At 65.5% G+C, this 17,583-nt stretch carries 16 protein-coding genes and 1 pseudogene; 13 read left to right on the forward strand and 4 right to left on the reverse strand.

Annotated elements, in window-relative coordinates; all coding sequences use genetic code 11:
• Positions 1-448 precede the first annotated feature (448 nt).
• The 4 genes from SROT_RS12205 to SROT_RS12220 are packed head-to-tail and all read left to right on the forward strand — an operon-like array spanning position 449 to position 4,939.
• The gene (locus SROT_RS12205) at positions 449-1,210 is read left to right on the forward strand and encodes a hypothetical protein (RefSeq protein WP_148223436.1); all 762 of its coding nucleotides are present in this window, start codon (positions 449-451) and stop codon (positions 1,208-1,210) included.
• On the forward strand, positions 1,207-2,184 hold the full coding sequence (locus SROT_RS12210) for an ornithine cyclodeaminase/mu-crystallin (protein ID WP_013139336.1): 978 nt from the start codon (positions 1,207-1,209) through the stop codon (positions 2,182-2,184). The genes SROT_RS12205 and SROT_RS12210 overlap by 4 nt, the downstream gene beginning before the upstream one ends.
• Positions 2,175-3,536, forward strand: a complete 1,362-nt coding sequence (locus SROT_RS12215) for an alanine racemase (RefSeq protein ID WP_013139337.1) — start codon at positions 2,175-2,177, stop codon at positions 3,534-3,536. The genes SROT_RS12210 and SROT_RS12215 overlap by 10 nt, the downstream gene beginning before the upstream one ends.
• A complete protein-coding gene (locus SROT_RS12220; RefSeq protein WP_013139338.1) occupies positions 3,533-4,939 on the forward strand; it encodes an MATE family efflux transporter in 1,407 nt (468 codons plus the stop codon). Before SROT_RS12215 ends, SROT_RS12220 begins: the two co-directional genes overlap by 4 nt.
• Before the next feature lie 17 nt (positions 4,940-4,956).
• Here the strand turns inward: SROT_RS12220 and SROT_RS12225 are convergent, their stop codons facing one another.
• The 4 genes from SROT_RS12225 to SROT_RS12240 are packed head-to-tail and all read right to left on the reverse strand — an operon-like array spanning position 4,957 to position 9,384.
• Positions 4,957-6,249, reverse strand: coding sequence for a phthiocerol/phthiodiolone dimycocerosyl transferase family protein (locus tag SROT_RS12225; RefSeq protein WP_013139339.1), 1,293 nt, complete (start codon positions 6,247-6,249; stop codon positions 4,957-4,959).
• Complete coding sequence (locus SROT_RS16810) at positions 6,246-7,028, reverse strand: VOC family protein (protein WP_013139340.1); 783 nt, start codon at positions 7,026-7,028, stop codon at positions 6,246-6,248. The genes SROT_RS12225 and SROT_RS16810 overlap by 4 nt, the downstream gene beginning before the upstream one ends.
• Complete coding sequence (locus SROT_RS12235) at positions 7,025-8,209, reverse strand: DegT/DnrJ/EryC1/StrS family aminotransferase (RefSeq protein WP_013139341.1); 1,185 nt, start codon at positions 8,207-8,209, stop codon at positions 7,025-7,027. Before SROT_RS12235 ends, SROT_RS16810 begins: the two co-directional genes overlap by 4 nt.
• A complete protein-coding gene (locus SROT_RS12240; protein ID WP_013139342.1) occupies positions 8,209-9,384 on the reverse strand; it encodes a sedoheptulose 7-phosphate cyclase in 1,176 nt (391 codons plus the stop codon). Before SROT_RS12240 ends, SROT_RS12235 begins: the two co-directional genes overlap by 1 nt.
• A 1,146-nt stretch (positions 9,385-10,530) precedes the next feature.
• Here SROT_RS12240 and SROT_RS15785 point away from each other — a divergent pair.
• The 9 genes and pseudogenes from SROT_RS15785 (at position 10,531) to SROT_RS12290 (ending at position 17,528) form a co-directional block, all read left to right on the forward strand.
• On the forward strand, positions 10,531-11,352 hold the full coding sequence (locus SROT_RS15785; RefSeq protein WP_013139344.1) for a sterol desaturase family protein: 822 nt from the start codon (positions 10,531-10,533) through the stop codon (positions 11,350-11,352).
• 61 nt (positions 11,353-11,413) lie between these two features.
• Positions 11,414-12,520, forward strand: a complete 1,107-nt coding sequence (locus SROT_RS12255) for a PrpF domain-containing protein (RefSeq protein ID WP_222829195.1) — start codon at positions 11,414-11,416, stop codon at positions 12,518-12,520.
• Positions 12,517-13,641: an AbrB family transcriptional regulator gene (locus SROT_RS12260; protein ID WP_013139346.1), complete on the forward strand. Its 1,125-nt coding sequence runs from the start codon at positions 12,517-12,519 to the stop codon at positions 13,639-13,641. The genes SROT_RS12255 and SROT_RS12260 overlap by 4 nt, the downstream gene beginning before the upstream one ends.
• Positions 13,617-14,363, forward strand: a complete 747-nt coding sequence (locus tag SROT_RS12265; protein WP_013139347.1) for an amidohydrolase family protein — start codon at positions 13,617-13,619, stop codon at positions 14,361-14,363. The genes SROT_RS12260 and SROT_RS12265 overlap by 25 nt, the downstream gene beginning before the upstream one ends.
• A 12-nt stretch (positions 14,364-14,375) precedes the next feature.
• On the forward strand, positions 14,376-14,933 hold the full coding sequence (locus tag SROT_RS16580) for an MFS transporter (protein ID WP_148223438.1): 558 nt from the start codon (positions 14,376-14,378) through the stop codon (positions 14,931-14,933).
• Between the two features lie 34 nt (positions 14,934-14,967).
• On the forward strand, positions 14,968-15,357 hold the full coding sequence (locus SROT_RS12275; protein ID WP_013139348.1) for a PPOX class F420-dependent oxidoreductase: 390 nt from the start codon (positions 14,968-14,970) through the stop codon (positions 15,355-15,357).
• Between the two features lie 135 nt (positions 15,358-15,492).
• Positions 15,493-16,029, forward strand: a complete 537-nt coding sequence (locus tag SROT_RS15790) for an aldo/keto reductase (protein WP_049773364.1) — start codon at positions 15,493-15,495, stop codon at positions 16,027-16,029.
• Positions 16,026-16,421 carry a carboxymuconolactone decarboxylase family protein gene (locus SROT_RS12285; protein WP_013139349.1) on the forward strand — a complete coding sequence of 132 codons (396 nt, stop codon included), beginning with the start codon at positions 16,026-16,028 and terminating at the stop codon, positions 16,419-16,421. Before SROT_RS15790 ends, SROT_RS12285 begins: the two co-directional genes overlap by 4 nt.
• A gap of 194 nt (positions 16,422-16,615) precedes the next feature.
• Positions 16,616-17,528, forward strand: a pseudogene (locus SROT_RS12290) (aldo/keto reductase).
• The last annotated feature ends 55 nt before the right edge of the window (positions 17,529-17,583 follow it).

Raw genomic sequence — 17,583 nt, forward strand, 5'->3', positions numbered from 1 at the left:
CATATGATCGTTTTCAGGGACGCACCGGCTTGACGGGCAATGCAAAGAAAATCTGAAAAAGTTCCCGGGAATATTGCAGATGCGCGCAAAGACCGGGAACAGGTTGCAGACCAATGCTGGCCATTGATGAAAAACGCTTTCCAACCTGGGATGAGGTCACTCCGTCGCACAAATTTCGACAGAGAGAAAATCAGCTTGTCGAGCCATAGGAGAGCAATACCCTTGCATTGGGCCGCATCTTTTTGTATGCTGCGAAACGTCTCTCGCCGAAGCGTTTGGCACACATGAGGCCAATACGTCAGTCGTAGGTGAATTTTTTCAATCGCGAAAGCTTCCGCGTTCGTCGGACCAGTCCCGCTCGACGCTCTTCGGCCATTCGGAGCAGCGCCAGAGAGAAGTGTTGAAAGGAGAATTTTCTTTGCCCTTCATAGGTAAAATGGAACACGCTTTGAGAAGATCGGCAGGGCCAGGAGAAGTCAGGGAGATCAGCCCGCAGAGGGGCGAATTATTGCGCCAGCTCGCAGATCTCTTTGTCAAAGCTTTCCCAAGCACAGCGCATCCCGGCTTCCGCAAAACCGTGCAGGCTGTGACCGCATCGCTCGATGGGGAACTGCGAGCAATCAGCGCGGCGCCGCCCGGCGGTGAAGCTTTCCGCATTGTGCGCGCCGTCACAGTCGGCGCAGCAGCGAGCCATGGCGCGCCTTCGTCGTGGGCTTCGGTCGACGACGCCGCGAACCAAGCGCTGGACACCCAAGTCTTGCTGCTCGCCAGTTTGGCCGGCAGGCCGTTCGCCTGGCGAGACGAACAAGGGGGCCGGCTGGTCGCGAACCTCGTGCCGGCGTGGGGCGCAGAGCTCTCCGGTCCGCACGCTGCGGATTCGCTTCCACAAGGCACGGTGCGCACTGTTTTATTGGTCTGCGTGCGCAATCCTCGGGCAGTTGCCGTCGAGATCGCGTCGAACGGTCCCGGCAGCCCCGAACACACTCCGCCGCCGAGGCCGCGGCGAGTGTTGCTCCGGTCAGGCGACTGCCTGTTCGCAGGGAACACGTCCGTCCGCGTGGAACAGCCGGACGAGGCGGACCAAAGCCTCGCAGCGGGGCTGTGGTTGAAGCGTGTCGGCGTCGTCATCAGCGCGCCGCGGCCGCGGCGCGCTCTGGCCGACTCGAGCGGCTTGCACGAGGCTGACGACTTTTTTGGAGCCGCGTCATGAAGGCTCCGACCCTGCGCGTCCTCTCCCGCAGCGACCTCGCGGATGTGAGCTTCCCGCCCGCCGAGGTCGTCGCTGTCGTCCGCGAGGCGTATCTGGCGTACGCTCGCGCAGACTCGGCCAACCCGGCCAAGATCGCGCTCCCATTGCCGGAGAACCGCTCTGTCGCATACTCGATGCTGGGCTTCGACGGCGCCCGCAAGGCGGTCGGATTCCAGACCCACTACACCAAGCAGCCGTCGCCAGAGCGCCAGCACCGATACACCACGCTGACCCTCTACGATGACGAGCACGGCGAGCCGATCGCGCTCATGGACTGCCTGCGGGCGACCTCGCTGCGCACATCCGCCGCCACAGCACTGCTCGCCGAGGCGAGCGCCCCGCCGGGAGCGCGCACCGTGCTCCTCACCGGGACGGGCGACCTCGGACGGCACACCTTGCCGCATTTGGTGCACACAGTGCCCACACTGGAGCGCTTCCTCCTCTACGGCAGGCACCAGGAGGGGTTGCAGGCGGTCCGAGACCTCTTCCGCGCGCATCGGCCGGACGACGAGGTCGAGGTGGTCGAGGACCCGGCAGCCGCAGCACGCGAAGCAGACATCGTCATCGTGGCCTCAGGGCCGCAGACCGATGTCCGAGCGGGCGCCGATTGGCTGAAGCCGGGTTCGACGCTGATCGACGTGGGCACCGGAGTCCTCCCCTCCGCCTACCACGAATCCGACCACACCATCACCACCAGCGCGAGCCAACTCGCCATCACCGGCAAGCACCTGGAGAACTCGGACGGGGAGCTCCCCCCGGCGGACGCCGAGCTGCCGCATATCCTGGCCGGGTCCGCTGTCGGACGGAAAAACGACCGCGACCGCGTCTTCGCGTACAACAGCGGCATGGTGGTCACTGATATAGCGGTGGGCCACACCCTCGCGGTCAAAGCGATCGCGGCAGGGCGAGGGCATGAGGCGCAGCCATGGAGCTGATCCGCAACAACAAAGGGTCCGTGGCGCTCCCCGCGATCAACCCCCCGTGGGTGCGGGCAACCCTCGACGACCCGGACTTCCTACGAGACACCTCGGCCGCGGTGGCCGGGCCGTTCCATGTGGTCTTCCCCGAACGGTTCGCGGAAAACCTCGACTCGTTCATCCGCGCATTGGAGGCCGCGGGCGTGGAAGGCGTGGTCTATTACGGCAAAAAAGCGAACAAGGCCCGGTGTTTCACCCGCCGATGCGCGAACAGAGACGGCGCCGGTGTCGACGTCGCGAGCTCGGCCGAGCTGGTCGAGGCGTTAGCAGCCGGCGTCCGGGGGAAGGACCTCGTCGTCACCGGCCCTGCGAAAAACACGGAACTGTTGTGGACAGCCGCCCGCCACGGAGCCCTCATAGCAATTGACGCGCTTGACGAACTGGAGCGGACCATCGCGCTCGCCCAGGACATCGCCGGGGTGCGGATCCTGCTGCGCGTCCTGCCGGAGACGAACGGCGCGAGCCGGTTCGGCCTCGACACGATGGAACTCGAGCGGGCACTGGCACGGTGCGCGGAGGAACGCGAGCGCGTGCGCATGGAAGGATTCTCGTTCCATCTCTCCGGATACGCGGTAGCGCCCCGGGCGCAGCTCTCGAGCGAGCTGGTGGACCGCTGCGTGCAGGCCAGAGCGCGGGGCCTCGTGGCAGACTCGGTGTCTATCGGCGGCGGGTTCGCGATGAACTACCTCGAACCCGGCGACTGGGCGGAGTTCATGAGCGGCTACCAGGACGAGTGGTTCCACGCGCGCAAGAAGTTCGCGTATTTCTACCCCTATCACCAAACGCCCGTCGGAGCGGATATGCTCGCCGACATCTTGCGCAGCGGCCTCGCCCCCGGTTACCGGGCCCTCGCGGAAAAATTCGCCAAGAACAAGGTGCGGCTCTTGCTTGAGCCGGGCCGGGCGCTGCTGGACGGATGCGGATTCAGCGTTTTCCCCGTCCAAGGGTTCAAAGAGCGCGGAGACTACGGCGTCATCGCCGTCGGAGGGGTGAGCATGAGCGTGTCCGCGCAATGGTTCGACAGCGAATACCTCCCCGACCCTGAGCTCTGGCCGGAAACCGGGGAGCATGAGCCGGTCCCGGCCTGCGCAGGTGGTTCCACCTGCCTGGAGACGGACATGCTCATGTGGCGCAAAGTCTGGCTCGCCCGCCGCCCGCAGTTCGGGGATCTGCTCGTCTACCACAACACCGCCGGTTACCAGATGGACTTCACCGAGTCCGGGTTCCACCAACTGCCGCTGCCGCCGAAGATCCCCGTGATGCTCAAGGACGGGCGGCCCAAGCGTCTCCCAGAAAGCGGTGTGCTGTGAGAACGACCGGACTGCCCACTCTGCGCGAAGGCCGGACGCTGGCCGTGCTGGCCGCCCCCATCGCGGGCATCCAGCTCGCCCAAGTGGCGCTCACCACCACCGACCTCGCGATGATGGGCCTTTTGAGCGTGCAGGCGATCGCCGCTGGCGGTCTTGCTATCGCGATCTACAACCAGATCCGAATGATGTGCATAGCCGTGACCACGGCGGTCGGGAACCTTGTGGCGGGCAGCGTCGGCAGGGGCGAGGCGCGCACCGGTCAAAAAGGGCTCGACGGCGCGGCAGAGACCGAGATCAGACGGCTGGTCCGAGCCGGCCTTCTCGTCGCCACCATGGTCGGGATGTTCGGCGTGCTCTCGCTCGTCGTGGTGAGCTTCGGGTTGTCCTGGCTCGGCCAGGCCCCTCAGATCCAGCGTTTAGCGCAGCCTATGGTCCTGACTCTGTCATGCGGCTTGATCCCCTCGATCTGGCTCGACACTCTGCGGCAATTCGCTGTGGGCATGCGCCGGCCAGGGTCGCTGCTCTGGGTCACGATCGCGTCCGTCGTCGTCAACGCGTCGCTCAACGCGATGTTCATTTACGGATGGTTTGGCGTTCCTCGGCTCGGCCTCGCGGGAATCGGGCTGTCCACCGCGACAGTCAATATTGTGACCCTCGTGGCGTTCTGGGCGATGGTCCGCCGCGACAAGACGCTTTCCCCGCTGTTTTCCCCGCAAGCGTGGCGGGCTCGCAAGGACGACGTGCTCGCCATCGTGCGCTTGGGCGCGCCCATCACGCTGATCTACGGTTCAGAAACAGCTATCTTTACGCTGTGCGCACTGCTCATGGGGCGTTTTGGCCCGGATGTGCTTGCCGCGCACAATGTGGTCTTCCAACTCACCTATATCGTTTTCCAAGTCAGCGTCGGACTGTCGCACGGCTCGTCGATCCTGATCAGCAGGGCTCTTGGGCACGCCGACCCTGGGCAAGCGCGGAGGATCGCGCAGACCGCCCTCGCGGCGGGCGGATGCGTGATGACCGCTGTCGCCGCGATCTACCTCGCTCTCCCCGACCTTGTGCTGACCCCCTTCCTAGACGCTCGCAACGCCGCGGCAGTCCTGCCGATAGCCCGCACATTGCTGCTGGTCGGCGTCATCGAGCAATTTTTCGACTGCTGGCAGAACGTGAGCGTCGGCTTGCTCAGAGGGTTGGGAGACACCAAGAGCGGTTTCAGGATCACGCTTCTTGGCTATTGGGCGGTCGGCTTGCCGACGGTGTTGACGCTCGCGTACGGCCTGGACTTCGGCGGAGTCGGCGTGTGGCTCGGCCTCTGCGCAGGCCTCGCGACAACAGCGGCGCTCTTGTACCGCCGCTTCCATCAGAAGCTCGCCGAACTGGAGCAGTCCGTCGAGGCTGTGCAATAGCCCGGGCCGAGGCGAGCCTACGCTCCCGCCTCGGCCAACGCCACCAGAATCGCTTCGAGCTCCTGGGCGTACGCGCGGGCTCGCTCGGCAGGAAGAAAAATGTCGATATCGACGCTGAGCTGCCCGTCGTAGGTGTACACGCCGTGCTTCGGGCTCGTGACCGCCGAATGGCCGCCCGTGTGCCCGCGCGCCGCGAGCAGAGCGGTGACCGGCGCCCAATCGAACTCCAACACGCCCCGCAGGCCGGTGAAGCCGATCTCGTCCAGCAACGGGACCTTCGGCACCACCCCGACGTTGCTCACAAACACCTGGGGCACATCGGGTTGCTCTTCGCCGAAATGTTCGGCCAGACGCAAGAACGAGCGCTGCACGACACCGGCTTCGAGGTCTTCGTTGACTTGGCGGTTCGCGTCAGCGCCGATCACGACGGGGTCGCTGTCAGGACGGACGCAGACCACCGGGTAGGCGTTGCCGATCACATTCGTCCCGCCCCAGATCGGCACCGGAGGGTCCAGGCGGTCCCGGATGTCCACCGGGGTGTGGATGACCAGATCGACTTCCTGGTCGCCGGTGACCGGCAGGAAACGGCGCGTCGCGACCGCGATCGCGCCGGTCACCAGGGCGTGGACCGTCTGCTGCCGGGCTTTGGCGGCCGCGCGCAGCCGCGTGGTCGTCGGCTCGGAGAGACGGACCTGCTGGAAGGAGGCTTTCGCGCCCGGCGCAGGTGCGGGCAGATCGCCGGGGAACGCCCTCGGAACTCGGGCCGGGGCCGCGCCGGACTTCGTGACGCCGCGCTCGCGCAGCAGCTCCTCGGGCGATTTCGGCACCGGAACCGGCTCGATCATCGGCGGCCTCCCGGCGACCAGCTCGCTGTAGTACGCGAACAGCTGCATGCACCAGAGCATCGCGAGCTTCGCGTCCGCGATGCTGTGGTGCAGGCACACGGAAACGGCCGTGCGCCGCCCGCTCAGCGCGATGTCGACGAATGCGACAGGCTCGCCGACCGCCAAGGGGCGGATGACTGGGCCGTCCCCCTCGTGGACGTCGAACCGGGGCTCGCCCGGCTCGGCGGGGACGACGAGGTCGTAACCCGGGAAACCTGGGGCGGACTGCTCGCCGCTGGGCACGATCCGGGCGGTGAGGACCGGATGCGTCCGACAGAGCAGCGCCCACGCCGTCCGCAAGGCCGCCAAGTCGAGAAGCCCCTCGGTGTGCACGGTGAGCCATGCCGTCATGGAGCTGAGCGCGAAATACGACTCGTAAAACGACAACGGCCGAGAGTACGCGGGCGCGGGGAGGGCGTCGTTCACGCGCGGTCTCCTCCTGCCACTGCCACACCGAGCTCTCGCAGCTCGGCGGCGACGTCGTCGGGGACGGCCGTGTCGAGATGCGTCACGCAGCCGCCGGGCTCGTGCGGGCCCGGCGGCCTGCGGCGCTGCGGCTCCCCCGCGAGTTCGACCACGTCGTGCTGGAACAGTTCGAAGTTGACGTCGCCCACCCGGACCATGGCCATGCGCAGGGTGTCCGTCGCGTCGAGTTCGAACTGGCCGAGCATGACCGCTCGGTCGGCGGCGCCGACCGAGCCGAGCACATGCTTGCCGCCGATCGCCTCGAACGCCGTGACGGCCCGTTCGAGATCGGTCACGGCGAACCCGGCGTGGTCGAACCCGACCACGGTGGGGATCGCCGCTGTCTCGTCCAGGCCCTCCTGCGCGGCGAGTCCGTCGGCCCGGGGGTCGCGAGGAGACGGCGCCCATTGTTGGACCTCGAAGAACCCGCCCCAAGGCATACGGAAGTACTGCCAGCGGAACCCGGCCAGCGCGCCGTCGGGCACGGTCAGGGCCGATCCGAGCACGACGACCCCGGGCTGCCGCGCCAGAAAACGGCTCGCCGCGTCGATGTCGGCCACGCGCACGCACATGTGGTTGCAACCGGCGTCGACCACGCGGGGCGGTCGCAGCGCCGCGTGGGCCCGCGCGACGGGCGCGAAGCGCAAACGGCGCGCCGCGCGCTCGCCGAACAGCGCGCGGGCGCGCGCCTCGGCCTCTTCGGGCGATGGCACGGCGAGGGTGAACCCGGTGATCGTCATCGGGTCGCCTCGGTCGCCCGCACAGCCTCGCAGAACCGCTCTGCCCGCGCCCGGATTTGCTCGGACGAGTCGTTCGGGGCCACACCGTAGCCCGAACCGAGGTGGCTGTCGCTGACTCCCACGGACAGCGCGACCGACCGCCGCAAAAGGTCGTCCGTTTTGGGCAGAGCCCCTGGGGTCCCCCGCTCGCCGAGCTGGATCATGTTCCCGTAGTAATGCCGCCCCGAGTCGTCAAGGGTCTTCGTGCCCAACGCTTGGGCCGCGCGCTGGGCGTGCCCCGCGTCCTCGAACGTCACAACGACGACGTTGGCGGTGTCGCCCTCGTGGTCGTGGCTCGGGCGCAGACGCGCGCACGGCGGCAGCGAGAGGTGGGCGACCAGCTCGTCGCGGACCCGCCGGGTGTCCGCGAGCACCGCGTCGAGCTGGTCCAGCTGGGCGCATCCGATCGCGGCGGAGAGCTCGGGCATGCGCAGGTTCAGCCCGAAGGTCGGCGTGTAGCCGGGGGGCTCGTTGCCGAGTTCCCTGCCGGGAGGCCATCCCTGGTCTTGGAACGCGTATCCGGCGTAGTAGTCGCGGTATTCGGCGAAGACCGCCGCGCCGCCCTCGCCCGTGGTGATGACTTTGTAGGGGTTGAACGAGTAGGCGCCCGCAGCGCCGATGGCGCCGAGCCGCCTGCCCCGGTACGCGCCGCCGCAGGATTGCGCGGCGTCCTCGACGAGGAAGATCCCGCGCTCCTCGGCGATCCGTCCGAGCGATTCAAGGTCGCACGGGGCACCGAGCATATGCACCGCGAGGATCGCCTTGGTGCGCTCGGTCACCCGGTCCCGGACGTCGTCCGGGTCCAGGGTCAGCGTCGCGTCGACCTCCGCGAGCACTGGCGTCGCCCCGAGGTGGGCGATAGCGCCGATGGACGCGACATAGGTGTATCCGGGGACGATGACCTCGTCGCCCCGCCCGACGCCCAAACCAGCAAGAGCGGTCACCAGCGCCGAAGTCCCGCTGTTGACGGCCACGGCGTAGTTGGCTCCGAGCGACTGGCAGAGCTGCTTCTCGAAACGCCGCGTCCACGACTGCGTCTCAGGGTCGGGCAAAAGGTATCGGGTCAGCCCCCACGTGCGGAGAACATCTTCGGCGTTCGCTCGTTCGGCTCCGCCGATTCGGCCGTATCCGGGACCTGGCATCAGTTCGCCTTCCTGTTCTGTCGGGTTGAGCCGAGTTGTTGGATTCGGTTGACCGCGAAGGCCAACTCGCCTTCGTCGACTGTTTGCGTGAAACCGCAGACCCCGATGCCGTGCAGGATCGGCAGGTTCAAATCGCCGCCCCGATGCAGCTTCGACTCCTCAATGGCCTGGTGCAGCATGCTCATCTCGCAGAACAGCGGATGGCACGACGGGAGGCCGACCTGCGCGATGACCCCGTGGACGCGTTCCACGTCGCCCGCCCGCAGCAAGCCCCGGGCCTCGGCGATCGCCGCGGTGAACAGGCAGTCGATCGCCACGGCCTCGCCGTGCAGCAGCTCAGGCACCACCGCCATCTCGATGGGGGGGCTGAAGATGTGGCCGTAGTCCACGATGCGCTTCAGGTCGCGCTCCCAGAGGTTGTCTCGTAGCTCGGTGTGCATCCCGATGATCGAGCGCTCGATCACCTCATTCGCGCTGGGGTGCTGGAAGGAGGTCTCGACCAGCGCGGCTCCGTGCTGTTCGAGCAGCTCGAACAGCCTGGCGTCTTTGATGAGCGCCATTTTGAGGATCTCACCGCAGGCGTTGGAGATCTGGCGCCGGGGCAACGTGGCCAAAAGGGCGCTGTCGATGAACGTCCGGGCGGCGGGGTGGAACGAGCCGAGGCGGTTGCGCGCGCCCCGATGATTCACGCCCGTCTTCGCGGACACGCACCCGTCCACAACCCCGAGCAGCGTCGTCGGAATGCGGATCCACGGGATGCCGCGCCGATACATGCTCGCGGCGAAGCCGACGACGTCGAGCAGCACGTTCCCGCCGATCGCGACGACCGCGTTGTTGGACCGCCGCACCCCGACGCTGTCGAGGAACTCGACCACGGCCAGAACCGAGTCCATGTCTTTCCTCGCTTCGCCCGACGCGAGCGCGAGCACACGCGCCTCAATACCATGCGCGGCGTAATACTCGTGCGCTCTGGTCCCAATCTCATCCGCGAGGACGTCGTCGACCACGACCGCGCGGACCTGCCCCGGACAGCTGCCGCGGTGCTCGTCGGCGAGGGCGGTGTTGCGCTCGTCGAAAATCCTGTTCACGACGTCGAGCCGATAGCTGATGTCCAATGTGGCTGTCGCCTCCAGTGACAAGGCGAGCCGAGTCTCAGACGGTTCCAATACGTTCAACACACGCTCCTCGTCAAGGGTTCGAGTAGGGAATTCCGGCCCGCGTGGAGCCGAATGGGGTTGGGTCTGGTCAGGCGGCGCGGCCATGCCAGAGCGCCGCGCGTGAACAACTGAGCCACCGGACCTCCGGAAAATCGCATGTAGAATCAACGCAGCCACGAAGGTGAACAACGCCCCTGGAAAGGGGCGGCATTCACGTCTTTGGTGGTGTGGACTGCGCACCACAACTTAGATAAGCCTAAGCTAAAAAGCAACTCCCGCCACCCGAAACATCCCGATTGTGACTGGCCGCATAGCAGGCCGGGGCCGCCTGGCCCAGTTTCGCCCCGCCCCCGATCTCGGCGGAGCCCCGCGTCGCGGCCAGAGCAGACAGAGACATCCCACAGCGCAGCGACATCCCACAGCGCCGCTGGCCGGGTCGCTGCAGCGCTCGGCAAAGAGCGAACTCTGCGAGCATTACTGCGCTTGCTCTCTTCTGTCAAGAGTTCTTGTCCGCGCGCAAGCAGCGCGCGCGCAGCATCTTTCCGATTGTCGGAACCCGGAGGGTCTCATACTCTCAGGAAGTCCAACCTTTGAGGAAGCCGCCCTTCGAGGAAGGAAAAGAGGTCACTCGGCCAGAATTCGCAGCGAGGCGATTCCGCCGAGCACAATAAGCACGAGAGCATGGTCGTCACCCCACTGGGAAACCTGCGAATTTTTTGCAGGGACAGCTCTTGGCGCAACCTTTGCCCGAGAAATTGAAAAGCGAGTTTGCCCATGCCAGAATTTCCGAAAACTGCCGTCGAGCAGTTTCGCCCAGACGGGTTCCATGACAGCGGGCCAGAAAGCAGCCGGAGCGCATATGGGCTGCCCGCGAATATCCATGTTCATCACCCACGAAGACGCAGTTCAGAAGCCTCTTCGTTTTCCTCCGCGAGCGCGCCCGCGGCGCTCCTCGACAAAAACAACGGCTGACAGGTCGCCGCGGCCAGCGAGAGAGCCTGGACGCATTTCTCGACAAACTCACATTTCTCGACAAAATCATTCGGAAAACCGGGAGCAACGCGCATTCTTGGCAAGCGTTCCTCCAGTATCTGTTTTTTCTTGAAACCACACACGCTTCACCCCAACACCCCCGGCACGAGCACTTGAAGAAAGGACATCGCCATGCATGCGACATTGATGATCGAAATAGGCTGGTTGGCCCTCCTGGGCGCCATCGAGCTCGCGGCGGCGCAATGGGAACGCCGCACCAACGGGCACACCCGGAAACTGCGCAATATCTCCTTCGCGGTCGTCAACCACATCGCGATGCCGCCCATCACCCTCTTCCTCATCTCTGCGCTTGGCAGCCGCTTCGGGACACACTGGGCGGCGAGCCTGCCGTGGCCGCTCGCGCTGACGGCAGCCATACTGGCGTTGGACTTCGCGGGGTACTGGTTCCACCGGGCCAGCCACGAAATCGAATTCCTCTGGCGCTTCCACCAGGTGCACCACATGGACGAAGACCTCGATTTCACCACGGGGACCAGGGTGCACCTGGCCGAAGCGGTGCTGCATCAAATCCTGCTGGTCGCCGTCGTCGTCGCGCTCGGCGTCCCGCGCTCCTGCTTCACCGCCTACGCCACCATCTCGTTCCTGATCGCGATCTTCCACCACTCCAACATCGCAATCCCGCGCCCCGTAGAGCGGGTGCTGCGCCTCGTGCTCTTCACCCCGCTGACCCACGGAACGCACCACCACGACCTCATCGACAACAACCAGTCGAACTACGGGTTCATCCTCCCTTGGTGGGACCGGATGTTCGGCACCTACAACAAACTCGACCTGCAGCCCGAATGGCGGGTGGGCGTCTCCTACTCCGGCGACCTGAAGTTCCTCAGACTGATGTTCGCCCCCTTCGCCCCCACCCCGCTGTGGGAGTTCGAAGCCCCAGCCGGCGCCACGAACGCCGAAAAGAGCAATCCCGCGCTGGAAAAAGCCGCCTGAGCAAGACCGTCGAGAAACCCACCAGCCAACACGAATCAAGCACGGACCAAGAAGCCACACCATGAAGGAGTCAGCCATGTTCCTCTCCTTGCCCGCAGCGCTTTTCCGAGGCGGCACCTCCAAAGGCCTGTTCTTCGTGCGCGACGACCTCGCCCAGCTCGGGGTCCCCCTCGACGTCGCGCTCACGTCAGTGATGGGCGGCGCGGACCCCCGCCAGATCGACGGGATCGGCGGCGGCAGCACGACCACCAGCAAAGTCGCCATTGTCAGCCGGTCCGCGGAAAACGACATCGACGTGGACTACCTCTTCGCACAGGTAGACCCGCAGACCGGCACCGTGGACTGGACCCCCACCTGCGGCAACGTGCTCACCGGAGTCGGCCCGTTCGCGATCGAGCGCGGACTCGTCCCGACCGCCGGGGACACCACGCAAGTGCGGGTCAGGCTGGTCAACACCGGGGCGAAAGTCGTCCTCGACGTCTGCACCCGAGACGGCCGGGTCCAATACAGCGGCGGGCACCGCATCGCCGGGGTCGCCGCCGCGGCAGCGCCAGTGCGGATGACCTTCACCGACTTCGTCGGCGGGACCAGCGGATCGCTGTTCCCCACCGGCAATCGCGCCGACGTCGTCGGCGGGATCGCAGTCAGCTGCGTCGACGCCGGGGTCTGCGCGATGCTGGTCCGGGCCGACGATCTGGGCGTCGTGGGCGACGAGTCGCCCGCCGAGATCAACGCGAATCGAATCCTGCTCCAACATGTGGAATCGATGCGCCGCGCGGCGGGCGAGCTCATGGGCATGGGCGACGTCGCCGGCCGCGTCGTCCCGAAGGTCATGATCGTTTCGAACTCCCCCCGTGCCGACATCCGGTCCCGCTATCTCGTCCCGACCTCCTGCCACCCGGCCCACACCGTCTCCGGGGCGATCAACCTCGTCACCGCCCTGTCGTCCCCCGGCACCGTGGCGCACTCCCTCGCCCCTGGCCGGGGGATGAAAAGCACCCTCGCCGTCGAGCACCCGGCGGGAATCATCGACCTCGACGTCGTCATGCGAGACGAGACTCCGGTCGGCGTGGCGTTGACCCGCACCGCGCGCAAAATCTTCGAAGGCTCCGTGTTCTGCGAGATCGACGACCAAGCCCGCAGGGGCCGGAACAAGCTGGCCGCATGACCGCGCCCCCTCGGGCATGCCAGCTCGGCTGCATTCCCCTCGTCGCCCTGCTCGGCTTCGCCGCCAACGCCGTCAGCCTGCCCGGCGCGTGGCTGGTCGCAGCGATCGTCGGCGCCGCGGCCGGCGCGGTCTGGTCACGAACAGAGCTCGCCCCGCCCGCGCTGGCCATGTCGTTCGCACAAGGAGTCGTCGCCGTGGACGCCGCCCGGCCCCTGAGCACGCTCAGCCGCGAGGACTTCGGGCATTACGCCGGCGTTTCGGCGTTCTCCATCACGCTGACCCTCAGCCTGAGCGTCCTGTTCGGGCTGCTCCTGGCGAGATTGGCCAAGGATCTCAGCCCCGCGACAGCCGGGCTGTCCGTGATCGCGGGCGGGGCGAGCGCCATCACCAGCATGGCGCGAGAACTCGGGGCCGACCAGCGCTATGTGACCCTCTCGCAGTATCTGCGGCTCATCGTCGTCGTCGGCAGCATGCCACTGATGCTCGGGCTGCTCAGCCCCGGCTTCGCCGCCCCCGCCGGAGAAACCGCCGGACATCAGTGGTCATGGCCCGGCATCGCGGGCGCCGCAGCACTGATCTGCGCCGGAACATGGCTGGCCCGAAGGGCCAAGACCCCCGCCCCCGCGCTGCTCGGGCCCCTGGCCGCCGCCACCGCGCTCGGGCTGCTCTGGCCCGAGGCCATGGCCGCCATGGGGACGCCCGCGCTGGTCACCAACGCCGCGTACGCGGTGATCGGCTGGCAGGCGGGCGGCGGGCTCTGCGTCGCATCCCTGCGCCGATTCGTCCGGCTGCTGCCCCTCACACTCCTTTTCATCCTGCTGATGATCGGTGTTTGCCTCCTCGTCGCACTCGTGGTCGCGCGCTGGACTGGCGTGCCGCTCACCGACGCGTACCTCGCGACCACCCCCGGCGGCATCTACGGCGTCCTCGCAGTCGCGAACCAAACCGGAGCAGGCCCCCTCGTCACCATGCTCCAAGTGCTCCGGATGATTATCATGCTGCTCGCAGCCGGATCGGTGCCCTACATAACCCGCAGAATCCAAACCCGGATCACCCAGAAAAGCGCCCACGCGCAACGAGCAAAGGAGACCGCGCCATGTTCGACGCCCATTTCCATGTGATCGACCCAGACCACCCGCTCATCCCCAACCAAGGCTTCCTGCCCGAACCATTCACCGTGCAGGACTACCGCAAGCACGCCGACGCGCACGGCATCACCGGCGGGGCCGTCGTGTCCGGCTCCTTCCAAGGCTTCGACCAAGGCTACCTGCTCTCCGCGCTGCGCCAGCTCGGCCCCGGATGGGCCGGGGTCACGCAGCTTGACCCCGCCGTCTCGGACGAAGAAATCCTGCGCCTCGACAAAGCCGGCGTGCGCGCGGTGCGCTTCACCCTGGCCCGCGGCGGCGAATTCGACATCGATCTCGCCAAGCGCGCGCACGACGTCGCAGGCTGGCACACAGAACTCTATGTCGACGGCGCCCAACTCCCCGGCCTTCTGCCGCTCCTGAAGCAACTGCCCCTGGTCAGTGTCGACCACCTGGGGCTCAGCGAAGAAGGCCTGCCGCATGTGCTCGAAGCCGCCGACCGAGGCGTCCGGGTCAAAGCCACCGGATTCGGCAGGGTCCGGCTCGATGTCGCCGCGGCCCTGCGGCGCATCGACGCAGTGAACCCCCAAGCGCTGCTCTTCGGCACGGACCTGCCCGGCACCAGGGCGCCGCGCCCCTTCCGCGCCTCAGATCTGGACCAGATCACCCAGGTCCTCGGCGACGACGCCCTCGACCGCCTCGCCGACAACGGCAGGGCCTGGTACCGGGTCAACCAGCCCGCCCCGGCCTCCACCTAGACCCTGGGCCGCGTGGCCACAACCCTGGTCGGTTCATCCTCAGCAAGCGTCGACACTGCACGGGATAGCCGACGAGGCGAAGGCGGGCATGGCCGATGTCGCTTTCCTGGCGAAGTTGCCCAAGAGCATGTTGTCTCGGTTGTGGGACGAGGAGGACTGGCTCGACCGCTCGTCGCGGGACAGGCTATCGGTGCTTCCGGTTATCTCGCGCTCTTCTTCATTCTCCCAGACGCGCCACTGTGGCTGCTGATCAGCTTGAGCGCCCCGACTGGTATCGGCATCGGCATCACCGCACCGTCCATGACGATGGCGCTGTTGGACTCGACTCGCGCAGAACTGGCCGGCGTAGCCTCAGGTGTCTTGAACCCTGCTCGCCAGATCGGCAGCGTGCTCGGCACCGCTCTTTTCGGGTCCTTGCTCGCTGGAGACCATGGCATCGGGCACGGGGTGCGGATTTCAACACTTATCGCCTTCATCCTGACCGCGATAACATGCTTCACCTCGTACCTCTGCATCAGACCCAATCCCACAGTCACAATGCCCGGCAATACAGTCAGCAGCAAGCAATAGTTCAGCAGTATTTTTTCTCTAGAAAGGAAGAAAAGTGAGCATCATCCCCGAAGGTTACGAAGATCTGCTTCAGCGGCCCCTCTACGGGCACTTAGCAACCATCCGTCCTGACAACTCGCCCCAAGTGAACCCGATGTGGTTCGCCTGGGACGGCGAACTCATCCGGTTCACAAACACCAGCAAACGCCAGAAGTGCAAGAACCTCCAAGCGAAACCCCATTTCGCCATGTCTGTCACCGACCCAGACAATCCCTACCGGTATCTTGAGGTGCGCGGAGATCTCGTTGAGGTCGTGCCTGACCCTGGCGCGAAATTTTTTCTCGAGCTCTGCGTCCGCTACAGCGCCCCATACACCGAGCCGCCCGCCGATGCCGCAGACCGCGTCATCATTGTGGTTCGACCGACTACGACAAGCAAGCAGTGAGCCTCAGCGCGGACACCGTGCGGCAGCAGATGCCCGGAGGCACAGGGATCTGGTGCGCGAGCTCGCTCTGGGGACCATGATGTTCGACAAGTTCGCCAACCCGGACCAAGACGCGCGCGCATCATCCGATCCGCGTTGGACAGCGGAGGGAACTCGCGGAGGCGCCCGACCGACGCCCTGCACGCGAGCCCACGCCGGCTTTGCGCCGAACATATTGATCTCTACCAATTGCATCGCCAGGACCGGCACACCGACCTCGACGAGGCTCTGGGCGTTTTGTCCGATTTCGTGCGCAGCGGCACAGTCCGGGCCGTGGGAGCCTCAGGATATCCGGCCAAAATGATAGTCGAGGCGCTCTGGCTCGCCGAACGCCGCCGCCATGCCCGCGCAAAAATCCACCAGCCTCCGTATTCGATCTTCAAGCTCGCCGCTATCGCGCCGCGCGCCCAGGAACAACGCGACGATTTACTCTGCGGCGTGTCGGCGCGGCTGGACGACACGACGCTCGATGCGATCGTGGTCCCGGGTTCCGGGTTCAATCCCGCTGACGCAGACTGGACACCCCGGCCTCTGACCGAGACCAGGCTCCGAAGACAGGGCCGCTCCTCTCCGATCGACCAGCCATCCCTGCCCGAATGGAGCAAGACCGACAAGAAAGAAGAAACGCCATGAGCAAAAACCAAGCTTCGAACCTCTCCGCCGAGGAAGTTTTCGCCGCTGTCGTAGGAGAGGCCGGGACTCGCGATCTCAGCCCGCTCGCCGATATCGCCCCAGACTTCGTCCAGCTCACCATGGAACACGGCTACGGCAGGATCTACAACCGAGAGGGGCTCTCCCTGCGCGACCGAGAGCTCGCCACCATCTCGGCGTTGGCCGCGATCGGCGGCTGTGAAGGCCAATTGCGAGCGCATCTGCACGGCGCGTTGAATGTGGGCCTCAACGCCAAAGAGATCGTTGAGGCATTCATCCAAGTTTCCTCCTTCGCCGGATTCCCAAGAGCCATCAACGCCCTCGTCATCGCAAAAACCGTGTTTCAAGAACACGGAGTCTCCCCTCTTGACTGAATCAGCCCCCCGCTCCCCGTTGACGGCGGCTTTTCCATGGGGCATTACACGCAACGCCGGACACACACCGCGCAAGCAGCATTCGCGCAGGAAATCAGCTACAACAAACAAAAGTGAAGGAAATAGCCGTGAAAAAACGAGCACTCGGAAGCACAGCGTCCACCGTGACTGCTCCAGGGCTGGGCTGCATGGGCATGAGCTGGGGATACAGCGAGGGGACAAGGAACGACAAGCAATCTGTCGCAGTCATCCGGAAGGCATTGGAGCTCGGCGTTGATTTCTTCGACACCGCGAACGTGTATGGGGACGGGCACAACGAGCAATTGCTCGGTTCAGCGCTCGGCGCGCACAGCGACCGGATCGTGCTAGCCGCCAAACTAGGCCTCGTCGTTGACGACCTCAAGACGAGGGCCATGCACACCGACGGCTCCCCGAAGAATGTCCGAGCATCGGCGGAGGCCAGTCTGCGCCGGTTGGGCGCAGACCATGTCGAGCTGCTCTACTTGCACCGAGTCGACAAAAACACCCCTCTTTTAGAGACATGGGGGCCATGCGGCAGCTTGTCGAAGAAGGCAAAGCGCGATATCTCGGATTATCAGAAGTAAGTGTTGCGCAAGCAGCAGCGCACGCAGAACATCCGGTGACAGCGATCCAGTCAGAATTTTCTTTGTGGAGCCAGGACGCGCGCGACCCGAACTCAGTCTCGGGCGATGTGGTCGGCTGGTGCGCGAAGAACGGGGCTAGTTTCGCACCATTGGGCCGAGGCTTCCTCTCTGGCACGATCACAAGCGTCAGCCAGTTGGAAAAGTCCGACTTCCGGTACTCGAACTCCCGCTACCAGGATGATGCTATCGCCGAGAATCTCCAAATCGTCGACATAGTCCGAGAAGTCGCAAAAGGCACAACGCGACCCCCGCGCAAGTGGCGATCGCATGGACCATTGCGCTCGGAGACCACATCATCCCGATACCTGGGACCAAGAAGGAACAATACCTCGTGGAAAACTTCCGCGCGGGCGATCTCAACCTCACCCACGAAGACCTGGCACAGCTCTCTAAAGTACCACCAGCTGTCGGCACACGATACGCAGAAGGCAGGCAGTTCTAGGGTGCATATGCCCGGAAAACCGGGAATAAACCACCTGGCGCGAACAACTCCTTGC

Source organism: Segniliparus rotundus DSM 44985 (genome assembly GCF_000092825.1).
GTDB classification, from domain to species: domain Bacteria; phylum Actinomycetota; class Actinomycetes; order Mycobacteriales; family Mycobacteriaceae; genus Segniliparus; species Segniliparus rotundus.

What these genes read in the sequence shown, in the direction of transcription:
- SROT_RS12260 (WP_013139346.1), top strand. Translation starts at nt 12,517, where the DNA reads ATGACCGCGCCCCCTCGGGCATGCCAGCTCGGCTGCATTCCCCTCGTC.
- SROT_RS16810 (WP_013139340.1), bottom strand. Translation starts at nt 7,028, where the DNA reads ATGACGATCACCGGGTTCACCCTCGCCGTGCCATCGCCCGAAGAGGCC.
- SROT_RS12235 (WP_013139341.1), bottom strand. Translation starts at nt 8,209, where the DNA reads ATGCCAGGTCCCGGATACGGCCGAATCGGCGGAGCCGAACGAGCGAAC.
- SROT_RS12285 (WP_013139349.1), top strand. Translation starts at nt 16,026, where the DNA reads ATGAGCAAAAACCAAGCTTCGAACCTCTCCGCCGAGGAAGTTTTCGCC.
- SROT_RS12215 (WP_013139337.1), top strand. Translation starts at nt 2,175, where the DNA reads ATGGAGCTGATCCGCAACAACAAAGGGTCCGTGGCGCTCCCCGCGATC.
- SROT_RS12255 (WP_222829195.1), top strand. Translation starts at nt 11,414, where the DNA reads ATGAAGGAGTCAGCCATGTTCCTCTCCTTGCCCGCAGCGCTTTTCCGA.
- SROT_RS15785 (WP_013139344.1), top strand. Translation starts at nt 10,531, where the DNA reads ATGCATGCGACATTGATGATCGAAATAGGCTGGTTGGCCCTCCTGGGC.
- SROT_RS12210 (WP_013139336.1), top strand. Translation starts at nt 1,207, where the DNA reads ATGAAGGCTCCGACCCTGCGCGTCCTCTCCCGCAGCGACCTCGCGGAT.
- SROT_RS12265 (WP_013139347.1), top strand. Translation starts at nt 13,617, where the DNA reads ATGTTCGACGCCCATTTCCATGTGATCGACCCAGACCACCCGCTCATC.